We start from the raw sequence: 15,725 nt of genomic DNA, 5'->3' as shown, positions 1-15,725 counted from the left end.
GATGGTACTGCAGGGGGGACCCTGTGGGAGAGTAGGACGCCGCCGAACAATCATTGTGGGAAAGCCCCCTGACGGGAAGTCAGGGGGCTTTCTCGCGTTCCCGGGAGCAAGTGCCACCAAGGGGGTGGTGCTAGGTCCACCTCAAAGACGGGTGGCACGGCCAATGTGTCGGCCTGGGGGGAGAGGGAGACTGAGAGCGTTGTTGGGGACGGCGTTCGACTTCTCGGGGAGTGGGTTTTGGCGACGACAGCGTGGTTCGGTGGTGGGGCTGCTCGGTCTGCGGTGGGTGAGCGGGTGCGGGTGGCGGTGCGGGCCGGCGGGCAGGCCGTGGTGATGGCGGTGGCGGCGGGAGCGGGGGTGGTGGGGCCGCTGTTGGCGACGGTGTGTACGGCGTTCGTGGCGGTGCAACTGTTCGACCAGGGGCCGCTGGCGCCGTACGTGGCGGTGCCTGGTGCGGTTCTGGCGGGGGTGTCTTCGCTGTACTGGTTCGTGCGGCGGGGTGCGGTGTGGACGCGGCGGCGGGTGGCACGGGAGGCGGGGGAGCCGTGGGGGGTGGTGTATTCGCCGCGGGAGGCGTTGGAGCGGGACGCGCGGGGGTTCTGGTGGACGGGGGTGTCGTACCACCGGCGGGCTGAGGTGGCGCGGTTGGTGCAGTTCGTGCGGTGGGTGGTGCGGGACCGTCAGGTGCAGCGGGAGGGGCTGTGGTGGGTGGCCAATCCGGTGGGGGTGCTGGCGCTGCTGGGAGTGCCGATGGGGCTGGTGTGGGGCGGGCTGGTATTCATGGGGACTGCGGCGGTGGATTCGCGGCACTTCTTCGGGGTGGAGAACCACCGGGTGAACCTGCTCTTCTCCGTGGTGCTCGGCGGGGCGCTGGTGGTGGCGGGGCTGCTGGCGATGCCGTGGGCGGTGCGGGCGCACGGGGCGTTCGCGTGCCGGGTGCTGGGCGGTGGGCCGCAGCCGAGCCGGGCGCAGTTGACCGAGCGGGTGGCGCACCTGACGGAGACACGCGCGGATGCGGTGGACGCGCAGGCTGCGGAGTTGCGGCGGATCGAGCGGGATCTGCACGACGGGGCGCAGGCACGGCTGGTGTCGATCGGGTTGACGCTGGGGACGATCGAGCACCTGATGAGGACGGACCAGGAGGCGGCCAGGGAGCTGCTGGCGGAGGCCCGGGAGTCGTCGGCGAAGGCCCTGCAGGAGTTGCGTGACCTGGTGCGGGGCATTCATCCGCCGGTGCTGGCGGAGCGCGGGCTGCCGGACGCGGTGCGCGAGTTGGCGCTGACGGCGGTGGTGCCGGCGGAGGTGACGGTGAGTCTGCCGGGGCGTCCGGAGGCGGCGCTGGAGACGGCGGTGTACTTCAGCGTGAGCGAGTTGCTGGCGAACGCGGCGAAGCACGCCCGGGCCCGGCACACCTGGGTGGACGTGCTGTACCGGGCGGGCCGGCTGCGGGTGGTGGTGACGGACGACGGGCACGGGGGCGCGCGGATGGAGGTGGACGGTGGGCTGCGGGGGATCGAGAAGCGATTGGGTACGTTCGACGGGACGATCTCGCTCGACAGTCCGGTGGGCGGGCCGACCACGATCACGATGGAGCTGCCGTGCGCGTTGTCCTCGCCGAGGACCTCTACCTCCTCCGCCAAGGTCTGACCCGGCTGTTGGAGATCCACGGGTTCACCATCGCGGCGGCGGTGGAGACCGGGCCGGATCTGCTGGCGGCGCTGCTGTCCGAGCGGCCGGACGTGGCGGTGGTGGACGTCCGGCTGCCGCCGACGCTGACGGACGAGGGGCTCCAGGCGGCGTTGGCGGCGCGCCGGGAGATCCCGGGCCTGCCGGTGCTGGTGCTGTCGCAGCACGTCCAGCAGTTGTACGCGCGGGAGTTGCTGGCGGACGGGACGGGCGGGGTGGGGTACCTGCTCAAGGACCGGGTGTTCAACGCGGACCAGTTCGTGGACGCGGTGCGACGGGTGGCGGCCGGGGGGACGGCGATGGATCCGGACGTGATCGGTCGACTTCTGCAGCACAGCGCGGGGTCGGAGCCGTTGCAGCGGCTGTCGCCGCGGGAGCGGGAGGTGCTGGGGCTGATGGCGGAGGGCTGTTCGAACTCGGCGATCGCGGCCCGGCTGACGGTCAGTGACGGGGCGGTGGCCAAGCACATCGCCAACATCTTCGGGAAGTTGGAACTCGCGCCGACGGAGGACGCCAACCGGCGGGTGCTGGCGGTGCTGGCGTACTTGAACGGTGCGGCGGAGCGGCCGGCGGAGGGCTGAGCCGGGTGGCTCTCGGCCGTGCCGGGCAGGAGGTCAGAAGGGTAGGTCAGAAAGGTAGGAGGACGTGGGCGGAAGGGACCGACGGACGGGGCCGGGCAGGCCGGAGCAGGGCCGGCGGCGGGCGGCACGGCGGTGCGCACAGTGGTGTGGACCAGCGGAGGTGCGGTGCCGGTCCGGCCTGGCGACGGTGGCGAACGCCCGTACGAGTAGTATCCGGTGGGCCGAGTCTGTCAACGGCGCACCGGCATCGCGTCCTGACGCGATGACCGACGGGTGCGCCCCGGGGCGGGGACGTGTACTCGGCGGCTACAGGTCGTATACGGCAGCTGCCGAGTCCCAGGGGTTGATCAACGAATGGCACGTCCTTCCCTTACCCGCGCGCACCGGGCACTGCTGGGTGTGGTGGCCGTCGGCGCGTGCGTGATCTCGGGGATCGGTTTCGCGGGGTCGTACAACTCGGTGCGGGACCTGGCGATGGAGAAGGGCTTCGGTGCCTTCGCCTACGCCTTCCCGATCGGCGTGGACGCGGGCATCGTGGTGCTGCTCTCGCTGGACCTGGTGCTGACCTGGCTGCGGATCCCGTTCCCGCTGCTGCGGCAGACGGCCTGGCTGCTGACCGCGGCGACGATCGCGTTCAACGCGGCGGCCTCCTGGGGCGACGCGCTGGGCATGGCGATGCACGCGGTGATCCCGGTGCTGTTCGTGGTGGTGGTCGAGGCCTCGCGGCACGCGGTGGGCCGGATCGCGGCGATCACCGCGGACCGGCACATGGAGTCGGTGCGGCTGATGCGCTGGGTGCTGTCGCCGGTGCCGACGTTCCGGCTGTGGCGGCGGATGAAGCTGTGGGAGCTGCGCTCGTACGACGAGACGGTGCGGCTGGAGCAGAACCGGCTGGTGTACCGGGCACAGCTGCGGTTCCGGTACGGGCGGGGCTGGCGGCGCTCGGCGCCGTTCCAGGCGCTGCTGCCGCTGAAGCTGGCCAAGTACGGTGTCCCGCTGGACCCGACGGTGCTGGACCGGATCGACGGCCCGCTGCTGGTGCCGGGCAGTGCGGCGGCGGCCGAGCAGGCGGCGCCGGCGGTGTCGGCGGCCCAGGCCGGGCCGGCCGTGGCGGCCGTGGCGGCGGGGCAGTCCGTCCAGTCCGTTCAGGCGGCGCCCGCGGCGCAGACGGTGCGGGGCGGCCGGCTGACGCCGGCTCAGCAGGCGGCCCAGGCACAAGCACAGGCCCAGGCCCAGCAGGCCGCGGCGGCGGGTGCGGCGGAGCCGGCGGTCCAGCAGGTGCCGCAGGTGTCCGCGGCGGTGGCGGTGCCGACGCTGGCGAAGTTGGCCGCGCTGCGGCTGCGCGACCAGCAGGACCCGGAGGCGGCGCAGGCCGCGCCGGTGATCGACCCGTCCGCGGAGCTGAACGTGTGGACGGCCCGCCCGGTGCGCTCGCACGTGGCGGAGCCGGACCAGCAGGTGCACACGGCGCGGGTGCCGGGGCAGGCGTCGCCGTGGTTCAAGGCGCCGCGGCCGAGCGGTGCGGAGGACGGCCCGGAGGGCCGGCCGCAGTCGGGCTACCAGCCGCCGCAGGGCGAGGCGTACCCGGAGCAGGGCGGCCGGCCGGAGGAGTACCGGCCGGTGGAGGAGTACCGGCCGGCGGCGAACGGGCGGGGTCCGGCGGCCCGGCAGCAGGTGCCGGTGGCGGAGGCGGCGGAGCCGATCCTGGTGCCCGGCCGGCCGATGCGGCTGGAGTCGATGATGGCGCCCGAGCCGGAGCCGCTGCCGTTCGGGGAGGAGGACGCCCCGGCGCGGCGGCCGATGCCGGGCGCGGTGGAGCCACTGGACCCGAACGAGTGCTTCGACGCGCTGGTCAGCTACATGGAGGAGAACCAGCGGCATCCCGACGAGCGCCGGTTCGCGGAGTACCTGAGCCAGCGCGGGGTCCCGGGTTCGCGCCCGGACGGCGGCGTGACGGTGAAGGACGTCGAGAAGGTCTGGCAGGACCTGCAGGAGCGGTACATGGAGTCCGGCCGGGGCGAGTGATCCCGCGCTCCCGTTCGGAGGCAGCCCCGTTCGGAGGCCGCCTCGTTCGGAGACAGCCCCGCTCGGAGGCTGCCTCGTTCCGAGGCAGCCCCGTTCGGAGATAGCCACAAACACGCGATGGCCGTCCGCCGGTTCCTCCGGCCGGGCGGCCATTGACGGTTCCGCGGGGCCGCCACTACCTTCGCCTCAACAAATTGTTGAAGTCGCGTGGTGAGTGGAGGAGCCTCCGGATGTCGCAGCCTGCCCAGGTCGATGCCGCCCAGCCCGTCTCGTTCTCGGACACCGCCCTGGCGGCCGTCGAGGCGCTGCTCGCCCCCGTGGACGCCGAGTTGACGCGCCGTTACCCGGGCGAGAGCGGCTCCCGGCAGCCGGTGCACACCGTGTACGTGCCGGCCGACGCGTTCGGGGCGGACACCGTCCGGGAGTGGGGCGCGCAGGCGCTCGCCGCGTTCGACGAGCACGCCGGTACGCCGGGGCGGCTCGCCGAGGCGCTCGGGGTCGCGGACGACGCGCTGCTGGCCGACGTGCACGCCCGGGTGCGGGCCAAGCTGGAGCGCGAGCCGATCGAGGACCTGCGGATCGACTTCGAGGACGGCTACGGCCTGCGCCCCGACGCCGAGGAGGACGCCGAGGCCGTCCGGGCCGCCCGGCTGGTGGCCGCCGCGGTCGCCGACGGCAGCGCCCCGCCGTACGTCGGGATCCGGATCAAGTGCCTGGAGGCCCCGGTCCGGGCCCGCGGCATCCGCACCCTGGAGCTGTTCCTGGGCACCCTGCTGGCCGAGGGCGGCCTGCCGGACGGGCTGGTGCTGACCCTGCCGAAGGTCACCTACGCGGCCCAGGTCACCGCGCTGGTGCGGCTGTTGGAGGACTTCGAGCGGCGGGCCGGGCTGCCCGCCGGGCGGATCGGGTTCGAGATCCAGATCGAGACCACCCAGGCGATCCTCGGCCCGGACGGCCGGGCCACCGTCGCGCTGATGATCGGGGCCGCCGAGGGCCGGGCCACCGGCCTGCACTACGGCACCTTCGACTACAGCGCCGCCTGCGGGGTCTCCGCCGCCCACCAGAGCATGGACCACCCGGCCGCCGACCACGCCAAGGCCGTCATGCAGGCCGCCGCGGCCGGCACCGGCGTCCGGCTCTCCGACGGCTCCACCAACGTCGTCCCGGCCGGCACCGCCGAGCAGGTGCACGCCGCCTGGCGGCTGCACCACGGCCTGGTCCGCCGCTCGCTGGCCCGCGCCTACTACCAGGGCTGGGACATGCACCCCGCCCACCTGCCGACCCGGTACGCCGCCGTCTACGCGTTCTACCGCGAGGGCCTGGCCGCCGCCTGCGCCCGGCTCGCCGCGTACGTCGCCAAGTCCGGCGGCGACGTGATGGACGAGCCCGCCACCGCCCGCGCGCTCAGCGGCTACGTGCTGCGCGGCCTGGACTGCGGCGCCGTCGACCTCGCCGAGGTCACCGAGCGCACCGGCCTCGACCGGGCCCGGCTGGACGCCCTGGCCGGCCGCTGAACGGGAGCCCCGGGCGCGGGGCATAGGCTGGACGGGCGGACCGGCGCGGGGCCGGACGCCCGAGACCGGACCGGACAGACGACTGTCGACCGTCGACCGACGACCCAGCGGAGAACACCAGCGCCATGGCGGAGCCGAGCCCCAAGCCGTACCTGACCGTCCGCGGTTCCGGCAGCCACGAGCTGGAGATCAAGAAGTCCCGGTTCATCTGCCACCTGGCGCGGGTCGCCGACGAGGACGAGGCGCAGGCGTTCATCGCGGGCGTCCGCAAGCAGTACTGGGACGCCCGGCACAACTGCACCGCGTTCGTGGTCGGCGGCGAGCAGCCGCGCGAGCGCTCCAGCGACGACGGCGAGCCCGCCGGGACGGCCGGGGTGCCGATGCTGGAGGTGCTGCGACGGCGCGGGGTGACCGACACCGCGGCCGTGGTGACCCGGTACTTCGGCGGGATCAAGCTCGGCGCGGGCGGCCTGGTGCGGGCGTACGGGGCGGCGGTGTCCGAGGCGCTGGACGAGGTCGGGCTGCTGGAGCGGCGCCCGGTCGCGCTGCTGTCGGTGGCCGTCGACCACACCCGGGCCGGGCGGCTGGAGAACGACCTGCGGGCGGCCGGGTACGCGGTGGCCGGGCTGGAGTACCTGGCCGACGGGGTGCGGATCGAGGTGGGCGTCCCCGAGCCGGAGACCGCGGAGTTCCACACCTGGCTGGCCGAGGCGACCGGCGGGTCGGCCGAAGCCCGCCCGGTGGGGCGGACGTTCGTCGAGGTCGACGTCTGACGGCCGCCCCGGCCGGGGCCCGGTGAAGGGCACCGGTGGGGGACCCCGGCGGAGGCCCGGACCGGCCCGGCGGCCGACCGGGGGAGGTCCGGCATCGATCGCGGGCGGGCGGGTAGCAGAGGCGGCACAGGCGGCGTTCCCGTTGCCGCCGGATGACACCCGATCGAAGGAAGCGGTGCCGGATGCGGAACTTCCACTCCTGATCGCTTCGTCTCCTAGAGACAGGAGCAACGATTCGCCAGCGACACCCGGGAGGAGGATCCGCAGACCCCAGCACCGCACCACGGGAGGTTCCGCGCATGCCCACCGACCACGCCCAGCCACCGTACCGGCTGACGGCCGCGACACCCCGCCCGCACCACGAGACCGCCGCCCTCGTCGACCAACTCCTCGCCGAGCAACTGAAGTCCGAGGGCCACGAGGAGCCCGCGCCCCGCGAACGGCAGGCGCCGCCCGAGCGACTACGGCTCGGCGACCGGGTCCTGCTGGACCGCGACGACGGCCCGCTGACCGGCCGCGGCCCCGGCGCCCGCTACAGCCGCCGCAGACTGCGCACGCCCGCCGTGCACGGCACCGACCAACTGACCCTCACCCTGGCCACCGACACCGTCGACGGGCCGACCCGGCTGCGGATCGAGGCCGAGCACCTCCCCGCCGGGCCCGCCCCCGCCCCGCACGGGCGGGTGCCCGTCCCCGACCTGGTCCGCCGCCTGCTGCCGCTGCTCGACGCCGCCGAGGGCCCGGTGCCGCTGGCCGTTGCGCCCCGGCTGCTGACCCCCGCCGACCTGGACGGCCTGATCGACGAACTCTGCGACCCCGAACGGCGGTTGCCCACCGTGGTGGCCAGCGTCCCGCCCGCCGTGCCGGTCGACCGCTGGCAGCAGCAGGTGCTCGACCCGCTGGTGCGCCAACTCCCCGGCCTGGCCTCGCTGTACGTGCTCGGGCACGGCGCGCTGCCCCGGTTCAACCTGGCCCTGGAGTACCACAAGGTGTACGGCGGCGCGGTGCGCACCTTCCTGCCCGAGGTCGACCCGGCCTCCCGGGCCGACGCCGCCCGCCACCCCGTCCTGCCGCGCGGCCGGATCGACGAGAACCCGCGCCGCGCCGCCGCCCTGCTGGCCCGCGAACCGCGCCGGATCGCCGCCGAACTGCCGCTGCCCGCCCCGCTGTCCGCCGTCCCCGAGCTCCGGCTGCCGCCCGAGGCGCGCAAGGCGCCCGCCGCCCCCCGGGCCGTCGTCGAGCGCCCGCCGGTGCGGCTGGAGCGCTGCCGGCTGCGGATCGAGCTCCCGCGCGGACCGCGCCGCCCCCGGTGCGGCACCGGCCCCGTCAGCTTCGGCGAACTCGTCGACCGCTTCGGCGAGTTCCCGCTGCTGGAGTTCACCGGCGACAGCAAGGAGACGCTCGCCCTGGACGGCCAGAGCGAGGCCGACGGCTGGGCCCGGCTCACCTGGGACGGCCTGACCGCGCTCCAGGAGTACGCCGACGCGGCCGTGCGCGGCGAGGCCGGCGGCGACTTCAAGCAGTGGTGCGAGCACACCCCGCCCGGCTGCCACCGCTTCCCGCCGCGCAAGGCGGTCCGCGGCGAGTCCCGCACCGTCGCCAGCCACGGCAAGTGGAAGCGCCAGCGGATGCTGCCCGTCCCCGCCGCCGTCGACTCCTCCTGCCGCGCCTTCATGGGCGCCCACCTGCGGATCGGCGGCGGCGGCACCGCCCCCCGGGTGCACTACCTGGACGACTGCTCCGGCAGCGGCCGGATCTACGTCGGCTACATCGGGCTGCACCTGACCAACACCCGCACCAACTGACCGCCCCGCGGGGGCCGGTGACCCCACCGGCCCCCGGCCGCCCCGCTGATCCGACGTCAAGGGTCGGCCAAACCACCGGGGTTGGCTGACCGCGGAGCCCGGACGGGGGACAATGCTGCTCGGGCCCCGCCGCGGCGGCCCGCCGACGTGCGCCGGACGAGCAGGGGGACCACCGCCGATGCAGCATCCAGCCGAGGGCAGCGCCGACGGCACCACCACGGTGCTCCAGCCCGGATTCCTCGCCTCGCTGTTCCACGAACTCGGCGCCGACGAGGACGAGGACCCCGCCGACGCCCGCCCCACCGACGCCCACCCCGCTGCCGCCCGCCCCGGACAGCCCGCCGCGCCGTACCCCGGCCCGCAGCCCGTGGTCCCGCCGCAGCCCGGCCCCGCGGACCCGGCGGACACCCCCGCTGCGGCGGACGACCCGGTGGCCGCGCACGGCCGGGCCGCCGCGCTCACCCACCACCGCACCCTCGCCGTCCAGGCCGACCACCAGCGCCTCGCCGACCTGCTGCGCCGGGCCGCCCAGCCGGTCTCCGCGATGGACTTCGAGAGCCAGCTGCGCAGCTACCAGCCCAAGCCCTTCCCGGACGCCGGACCGGAGGCCGAACCCGAGCCCGCCTGGGCCGACTTCGCGCCGCCCGAGCCCGCCGGCGCCGACCCCGACCAGCCGCGCTCGCGCCGCCTGCTCGACTCCGGCTACCAGCGCGAACTCGCCCAGGCCCGGCTGCGCCACCAGCGCGCGCTGCGCGAGTGGCGCACCCGGCAGGCCGAACTCGCCGACAGCGGCGCGGTCGCCGCCCGGCAGGCCCACGAGGAGGCCGAACGGGCCCGGGCCCGGGCCGTCCAGGAGTACAACGACAGCCTGGAGCAGTGCCGCCGCGCCTACCGGCAGGCCGAGCCCGCCGCCGTCGAGTCCCTGCTGGAACGCGCCCTGGCCGCCGCCGAGGGCGCCACCCAGGACCTGCCCGCCCCCTGCCGCGCCGTGTTCCGCGCCCTGACCCGCACCGCCGTCCTCGACCTCGACCTGCCGCCGCTGGACACCGTCCCCGCGCTCTCCGGCTACCGGCTCACCGAGGCCGGCGCGGTCGAACCCGTGCCCCGCCCCGCCGCCGACGTCCGCACCGACTACCTGCGGCTGGCCGCCCGGCTCGCGCTGCGCGCCCTGCAGGCCGCCGACGCCGTCGACACCGAGGAGGTGCTGGCCGGCGTCGTGCTGAACGGCTGGCTGCGCGTCCCCGGGCAGCCCCCGCAGTGCCTGCTCAGCGTCGACGCCGACCGGGACGCGCTGGCCCGCACCCGGCTGGTCCCGGACGCCGGGCACCTGGGCGACGAGGGCGCGGACGGCGGCGTCTACGCGGAGGCCGAGCACGACGAGTCGCTGTTGCGGCTGCGCGCCCTGGCCGCCGTGATCACCCCCGACCCGTACGCGGGCGAGGCCGTGCTGCCCTGGGGCAGCGCCTCCTCGGCGGTGCCCGCGCTGGGCGAGCTGTCGCCCGGCGAGTTCGCCCACCTGGTGCGCGCCGTGCTCACCGCGGGCGGCCTGCGGGACTGGAGCGTCCGGCTGCGCGGCCCGGCCGGCCTGGTCGCCACCGCCGAGGGCGAGCCCGACAGCCGGCTGCCCGGCCGCTGGGTGGTGTGGGCCTCCCGCGGCCCCGCCCCGGTCGCCGCCGAGGAGATCGCCACCCTCGCCGAGGCCGTCCGCGAGGAGGGCGCCGACCGCGGCCTGCGGATGACCTGCGGCCAGTTCACCGACGAGGCCCTCGACCTCACCGGCGAGGAGCGCCACCAGCGCATCCACCTGATGGACGGCCCCGGCATCCGGGAGCTCGCCCGCACCCACCTGGCGCTGCCGCTGACCCTGTGAGAACCGGCGGACCGGCGCGAACCCGCCGGTTCCACCGGCGGACCGCCCGACGGGCTGTCAGGCTGGGGGCGTGGAGAACCGATTCCCCGGACACCGGCACGACCGGAGCCCCGCCGACCCGGCGCCCCGGCAGACGGCCGAGCACGACCGTGAACTGGCGATGGCCGAGATGTACGCCGAGTGCGGGCTGCTGCGCGAACTCGCCGAGTCCGTGGACGTCCGCCTCGACGACACCGTCGACTCGCTGACCGCCCTCGACCAACTGCTGCCCCGCTGGCGCGACGACCCGCAGGTCTCCCAGTGGCTCGGCACCGACGCCGGCCTCTACCTCGGCACGGTGATCCGCCGCCAGGTCCCCGACGCCCGCTGGCAGCTCGCCGCCGACGGCCGCCCGCTGATGGTGCTCGGCACCGGCTTCGAACTCGACGCCACCGCGATCGGCCGCGACTGGGCCGAACAGGGCGCCCCGCAGCTCGCCGCCGTCTACCGGGCGGCGAGCGACGGCTGAGACCGCCGGGCCGCCGGCCCCGGGGTGACGGCGAGTCACCCCGACGGGCCGCCCGGGCGGCGCGGCCGGACCCGGGCCCGCAGGCTGGTCGCAGGGCCCGGCACCGTCCGGGCCCGGGCCGGACGGACTGGATGCCCGTGGGCAGCGGTCAGCACAGCCGTCCGGCCCCCGGCGGCGTGACGGGGGAGGCCGAAACTGACTGCCGTGCTGGTCGCCGCGGGCGCGTTCCTGATGACCCTGGTCGGCGGATTCGTCGCCCAGCGCACCGGGGACCGCCGCCACCTCGTCCTCGGCCTCGCCGCCGGGCTGATGCTCGGCGTGGTCGCCTTCGACCTGCTGCCCGAGGCACTCGCGCAGGCCCCGCAGGAAGTCCACGGCGTCCCCGCCGCCCTGCTGATGTTCGCCGCCGGGTTCCTCGCCATCCACGTGGTCGAACGCGCCGTCGCCATCCACCGCGGCCACGAGGGCGAGTACGCCGCGCACAGCCACGGCCACGCGCACGGCCACGCGCACGGGGAGCGGCGGCGCGAGCAGGGCGTCGGGATCGCGGCCGCCTCCGCGCTGGTCCTGCACAGCATGATGGACGGCTTCGCGATCGGCGCCGCGTTCCAGGCCGGGACGACGGTCGGCACCGTCGTCGCCATCGCCGTCGTCGCGCACGACTTCGCGGACGGCTTCAACACGTACACCCTCACCCGGCTCTACGGGAACAACCGGCGGCGGGCCGTCGCGCTGCTGTTCGCCGACGCGCTCGCGCCCGTCACCGGGGCCGGGATCACGCTGCTGTTCACCATCCCGGAACAGCTGCTCGGGCTCTACCTGGGCTTCTTCGGCGGCTTCCTGATGTACCTGGCGACCTCCGACATCCTGCCCGAGGCCCACAGCCCGCACCCGTCGAAGGGGACGCTGGCGTGCACGCTGCTGGGGGTGGGGTTCATGTGGCTGGTGGTGGGGCTGGCCTGGCCACGGGGGAGGGGCAGGGACCGGGGCGGTTCAGGTGTTCTCCAGGGCGGCCCAGTGGTGGCGGAGGGCGGTCAGGGTGGCGGTGACGGCGGGGCGGCGGGAGGTCTGGGTGCGCCAGAGGGCGTGGACGCGGCGGACGGGTTCGGGGGTGACGGGGCGGGCGGCGATGCCGGGCGGGAGGGGGCCGCGGCCCAGGCGGGGGATCAGGCCGAGGCCCAGGCCGGCGGCGATCAGGGCGAGTTGGGTCTGGAACTCGCCGACCCGGTGGGCGACGTCCGGTTCCTCGCCGGTCTCCCGCATGGTGCGCAGCAGCCAGTCGTGGCAGATGTTGCCGGGCGGCACGCTGATCCAGCGCTGCCCGCGCAACGCCGTCACCGGGACGGCGTCCAGCGCGGCCAGCGGGTGTCCGGCGGGCAGCAGCAGGTCGACCGGGTCGGTGCCGAGGTCGAGCCGGTCGAGGCCGTCCTGCACCGGGAGCGGGACGGTCGCCCAGTCCTGCACGACCGCCAGGTCGACCTCGCCGCGGGCCACCAGCTCGGCCGCCGGGTAGGGGTCGCTCTCCAGCAGCCGGACGTCCAGCTCGGGGCAGGTGGCGTGCAGCTCGGCGAGGACGGCGGGCAGCAGGCCGCGGGCCGCGGTGGGGAAGGCGGCCACCAGCAGCCGTCCGGCGGGCCGGCCGCGCTGCTCCTCCAGTGTCACCTCGGCCTGCTCGACCAGGGCCAGGACGCGCTGCGCGGTGTCCGCCAACTGGCGTGCTGCGTCGGTCAGTTGGATGCCGCGGCCCTGGCGTTCGAGCAGGACGGTGCGGGTCTCGCGCTCGAGTTTGGCGATCTGCTGGGAGATCGCGGAGGGGGTGAAGCCGAGGGCCGTGGCGGCCCCGCCGACCGAGCCGTGCACGGCGACCGCGTGCAGGGCGCGCAGGCGTCCCAGATCCATCATGCAGTGATGCTAAACGGTGGGGTTGAGGAATCGTCGCTGGTGCTGAACGGTCGGCCCGGGAGATGCTCGCTGCATGTCCCCCTCCTCCGCCATGACCCCCCGTCACATCGCCCTGGCCGTGCTGGTCGCCGCCGTCTGGGGGCTGAACTTCGTGCTGATCGAGGTCGGTCTGCACGACTTCCCGCCGCTGCTGTTCTGCGCGCTGCGGTTCGCCGTGGTGGCACTGCCGGCGGTCTTCCTGGTCGGCTCGCCGCGGGTGGCGTGGCGGTGGGTGCTGGGGGTCGGGCTGACGCTCGGGGTGGTGAAGTTCGGGCTGCTGTTCCTCGGCATGCACGCCGGGATGCCGGCCGGGCTGTCCTCGCTGGTGGTGCAGGGGCAGGCCGGGTTCACCGCGCTGTTCGCGGCCGGGCTGCTGGGCGAGCGGCCCGCCCGGCTGCGGGTGGCCGGGCTGGCGGTGGCCTTCGCCGGGATCGCGCTGGCCGCGGTGGACCGCGGCGCGGGCGGCCCGGCGGGGGCGTTCGCGCTGGTGATCGGCGCGGCGGTGGCCTGGGGCCTGGCCAACGTGCTGACCCGCCGGGCCGCCCCGCCGGACGCGCTGCGCTGGATGGTGTGGGTCTCCGCGGTGCCGCCGCTGCCGCTGCTGGCCCTGTCGCTGCTGGTCGAGGGACCGGACGCGGACTGGGCGGCGCTGCGGTCGATCACCTGGTCGGGCGTCGGCGCGGTGCTGTACGTCGGCCTGGTCTCCACGCTGTTCGGGTTCGTCGCCTGGAGTCACCTGCTGCGCCGCTACGACGCCTCGCTGGTCGCCCCGTACTCGCTGCTGGTGCCGGTGTTCGGGATGTCCTCGGCGGCGCTGCTGCTGGGCGAGCGGTTCAGCCTGACGGCGGGGGTCGCGACGGTGCTGGTGATCGCCGGGATCGGGCTGGGCGCGGTGCCGGCTACGGGGTGGGCCCGGCTTCGTAGGCGAGTTCGGCCTGCCGCAGCGCCCGCAGCAGGGCGTCCTGCTCGGCAGGGCTGACGGGGCCGAAGTACTCCTGGGCGACCTCGTGCCGGACCCGGGAGATCCGCTCCAGCGCGCCGTGGCCGGCCTCGGTGAGCACCAGGCGCACCGCGCGGCGGTCGGCCGGGTCGGGGGTGCGGGCGACCAGGCCGGCCTCCTCCAGGGCGTCGACCACGGTGGTGGCGGAGCGCGGGGCGATGTGCAGGCGCTCGGCGAGCTCGCTCAGCCGCATGGTCTCGGCGCTCTCGCAGCCGGGCGCGTGGGCGAGGGTGCGCAGGGCCCGGCCCTGGGCGGGGGTGAGGCCGTAGGGCTCCAGCCGCTGCATGGTCTGCCGCCGGATCCGCTTCATCGCCCGGGTGAGCGCGTCGGCGAGTTCCGCGGCGGTGTCGGCGGGGCCGGGGGAGGTCATGGGCACAGGTTAGCGGGCGGGTCGCGGCCGGTACGGAGGGTGACCGATCTCGCCTCGATAACATGTTGAGCTTGGCTCAGTAATCGAGTAGCTTAGGGCAACCTAAGTCATCCGTGCCTTCGACTCGAGGAGTCCGCCGTGGCCCGCTCCACCGCCCGCGTCACCACCGACCGCCCCGCCCGCTACGCCAAGCAGCTCGCCGCCCACATGGGCCGCAAGGTCCCCGCCGAGTGGTCGGAGGAGACCGGCCGCGGCTCGCTCGCCTTCGGTGCCGGCCGGGCCGAGCTCACCGCCGAGGACGGCGCGCTGCTGCTCGCCGTCGAGGGCGCCGAGGGGAACCTCGACCAGCTGGAGGACGTGGTCGGCCGCCACCTGGTCCGCTTCGGCACCCGCGACGAGCTGGTCGTCGCCTGGCAGCGCGAGAGCGGCGCGGCCGGCACCGTCCAGCGCCTCACCGGCGAGGAGGGCTGACCGCCCCGGGGCCGCTCAGCCCTGCCGCAGCGGGGGCATCGGCACCGGCACGTCGAACGCGGTGGCGCCCGCGCCGACCCCGCCCTCGCAGCTGTTCGGCGGCGCGGTGGTCACGCCCCGGGTGGACGGCTTCTCGGCCGCCCAGAACATGAAGCCCAGCAGTCCGGTCGTGGTCCCGGCCCCGTTCGGTGCGGCGCTGCGCACCCAGCTGCCGGTGGCCTGCTGCACCGAGGAGGCGAAGTTCGTGCACTCCGGGCGGACCTGCGAGCCCTCCGCGATGTACAGGCTGCCGGTGAACTTTGCCGGGGCCAGCGGCGGGATCGCCGGGCTGTAGGTCGGCTTGCCGTCCAGGTGCTCCTGCCAGTTGGCGATCGCCGTCGAGGCGTTCGGCTGCTTGTTCGGCACCATCGCGTTGGCGTAGTCCAGCACCGGGTTCGCGGTGGTCAGCCAGTGCGCGGTGGCGTACTGGTCGATGCCGCTCAGCCAGCGGTCGCCGGCCGCCACGTCGATGGTCAGCCGGGCGGTCGGGTCCGCGCCGGAGGCGTCGTACGGGTGGGCGGCCCGGTAGGCGTCCACGAACGCCTGCAGGCCGGTCAGGTTCGGGCTGCTGCTGTTCTCGTAGTCGATCTCGATGCCCACGCCCAGCCTGCTCGCCAGCGCCGCCGCCTTCTGGCCCAGCAGGGTGCCGTTCTGGGCCAGCGCGGTGTCCCAGTCGCCGGTGTAGGTGATGCCGCCGATGGAGAGCATCACCCGGACGCCGTGCGCCGTGAAGTAGTCCACCACCTGCTGGTTCATGCCCACCGGCACCCCGGCGGCGTTCCCGGCGTCGGTGGTGCCGTTCAGCAGCCGCAGCGGGTTGACGAAGCTCAGCACCACCACGTTCACCGAGGGGCGGCCGTCGCCGCGGTCCACCAGCCAGTGGTTGGCGGCGTCGAAGGCGGCCGGGTCGCGGACCTTCGCCCAGGTGCAGGCATCGTCGCTGCAGTGCCAGGCCCCGTACACCTGCACCGGCGCGGCCGCCGCCGCGGTCGCGCCCTGGGCCGGCAGGGCCGTCACCGCCAGGGCCAGCAGTGAGGCCGCCACCGAGAAACGCGTCATGGGCATGACTGGGGAACGCACATCCGCCTCCCGGCGATCGCGTGCTGAAGGGTGGGGAACAGGGTGCGCGCGGGCCGGAGGGG

At 75.3% G+C, this 15,725-nt stretch carries 13 protein-coding genes and 1 pseudogene; 11 read left to right on the top strand and 3 right to left on the bottom strand.

Annotated elements, in window-relative coordinates; all coding sequences use genetic code 11:
* Positions 1-294: 294 nt before the first annotated feature.
* The 9 genes and pseudogenes from IH44_RS41660 to IH44_RS44720 form a co-directional block, all read left to right on the top strand.
* Positions 295-1,647 (top strand): sensor histidine kinase, encoded by a 1,353-nt coding sequence (locus tag IH44_RS41660; RefSeq protein WP_232795143.1) that lies wholly within the window; start codon positions 295-297, stop codon positions 1,645-1,647.
* On the top strand, positions 1,599-2,267 hold the full coding sequence (locus IH44_RS0130370; RefSeq protein ID WP_030462978.1) for a response regulator transcription factor: 669 nt from the start codon (positions 1,599-1,601) through the stop codon (positions 2,265-2,267). The genes IH44_RS41660 and IH44_RS0130370 overlap by 49 nt, the downstream gene beginning before the upstream one ends.
* Positions 2,268-2,621: 354 nt before the next feature.
* Complete coding sequence (locus IH44_RS47440) at positions 2,622-4,292, top strand: DUF2637 domain-containing protein (protein WP_107066658.1); 1,671 nt, start codon at positions 2,622-2,624, stop codon at positions 4,290-4,292.
* 230 nt (positions 4,293-4,522) lie between these two features.
* Positions 4,523-5,806 carry an aldolase/citrate lyase family protein gene (locus IH44_RS0130360; RefSeq protein WP_030462976.1) on the top strand — a complete coding sequence of 428 codons (1,284 nt, stop codon included), beginning with the start codon at positions 4,523-4,525 and terminating at the stop codon, positions 5,804-5,806.
* Between the two features lie 125 nt (positions 5,807-5,931).
* Positions 5,932-6,579: a YigZ family protein gene (locus IH44_RS0130355; protein ID WP_030462975.1), complete on the top strand. Its 648-nt coding sequence runs from the start codon at positions 5,932-5,934 to the stop codon at positions 6,577-6,579.
* Positions 6,580-6,878: 299 nt separating this feature from the next.
* Complete coding sequence (locus tag IH44_RS43215) at positions 6,879-8,384, top strand: hypothetical protein (RefSeq protein ID WP_030462974.1); 1,506 nt, start codon at positions 6,879-6,881, stop codon at positions 8,382-8,384.
* Between the two features lie 178 nt (positions 8,385-8,562).
* Positions 8,563-10,254, top strand: a complete 1,692-nt coding sequence (locus tag IH44_RS49535) for a restriction endonuclease (protein WP_030462973.1) — start codon at positions 8,563-8,565, stop codon at positions 10,252-10,254.
* A 70-nt stretch (positions 10,255-10,324) separates the two neighbouring features.
* Positions 10,325-10,762: a DUF6278 family protein gene (locus tag IH44_RS0130340; RefSeq protein WP_030462972.1), complete on the top strand. Its 438-nt coding sequence runs from the start codon at positions 10,325-10,327 to the stop codon at positions 10,760-10,762.
* A gap of 231 nt (positions 10,763-10,993) precedes the next feature.
* A pseudogene (locus IH44_RS44720) lies at positions 10,994-11,722 on the top strand (ZIP family metal transporter); the annotation flags it as partial.
* Positions 11,723-11,755: 33 nt separating this feature from the next.
* Here IH44_RS44720 and IH44_RS0130335 read toward each other — a convergent pair.
* Positions 11,756-12,664, bottom strand: a complete 909-nt coding sequence (locus IH44_RS0130335) for a LysR family transcriptional regulator (RefSeq protein WP_030462971.1) — start codon at positions 12,662-12,664, stop codon at positions 11,756-11,758.
* Between the two features lie 91 nt (positions 12,665-12,755).
* Between IH44_RS0130335 and IH44_RS0130330 the strand changes: the two genes are divergently transcribed.
* Positions 12,756-13,682 (top strand): EamA family transporter, encoded by a 927-nt coding sequence (locus IH44_RS0130330; RefSeq protein WP_030462970.1) that lies wholly within the window; start codon positions 12,756-12,758, stop codon positions 13,680-13,682.
* Here IH44_RS0130330 and IH44_RS0130325 read toward each other — a convergent pair.
* Positions 13,603-14,073, bottom strand: coding sequence for a MarR family winged helix-turn-helix transcriptional regulator (locus tag IH44_RS0130325; protein ID WP_030462969.1), 471 nt, complete (start codon positions 14,071-14,073; stop codon positions 13,603-13,605). The two genes, IH44_RS0130330 and IH44_RS0130325, sit on opposite strands and share 80 nt — an antisense overlap.
* Before the next feature lie 138 nt (positions 14,074-14,211).
* Between IH44_RS0130325 and IH44_RS0130320 the strand changes: the two genes are divergently transcribed.
* A complete protein-coding gene (locus IH44_RS0130320; protein WP_030462968.1) occupies positions 14,212-14,544 on the top strand; it encodes a DUF2218 domain-containing protein in 333 nt (110 codons plus the stop codon).
* 15 nt (positions 14,545-14,559) lie between these two features.
* Here the strand turns inward: IH44_RS0130320 and IH44_RS0130315 are convergent, their stop codons facing one another.
* Positions 14,560-15,642, bottom strand: coding sequence for a glycoside hydrolase family 18 protein (locus IH44_RS0130315; protein ID WP_232795142.1), 1,083 nt, complete (start codon positions 15,640-15,642; stop codon positions 14,560-14,562).
* Between the last annotated feature and the right edge of the window lie 83 nt (positions 15,643-15,725).

The organism is Kitasatospora sp. NRRL B-11411 (assembly GCF_000721345.1).
GTDB lineage: Bacteria > Actinomycetota > Actinomycetes > Streptomycetales > Streptomycetaceae > Kitasatospora > Kitasatospora cineracea.
Note: the sequence above shows the minus strand (reverse complement) of the source record. Positions and strands in the feature narration are given on the sequence as shown.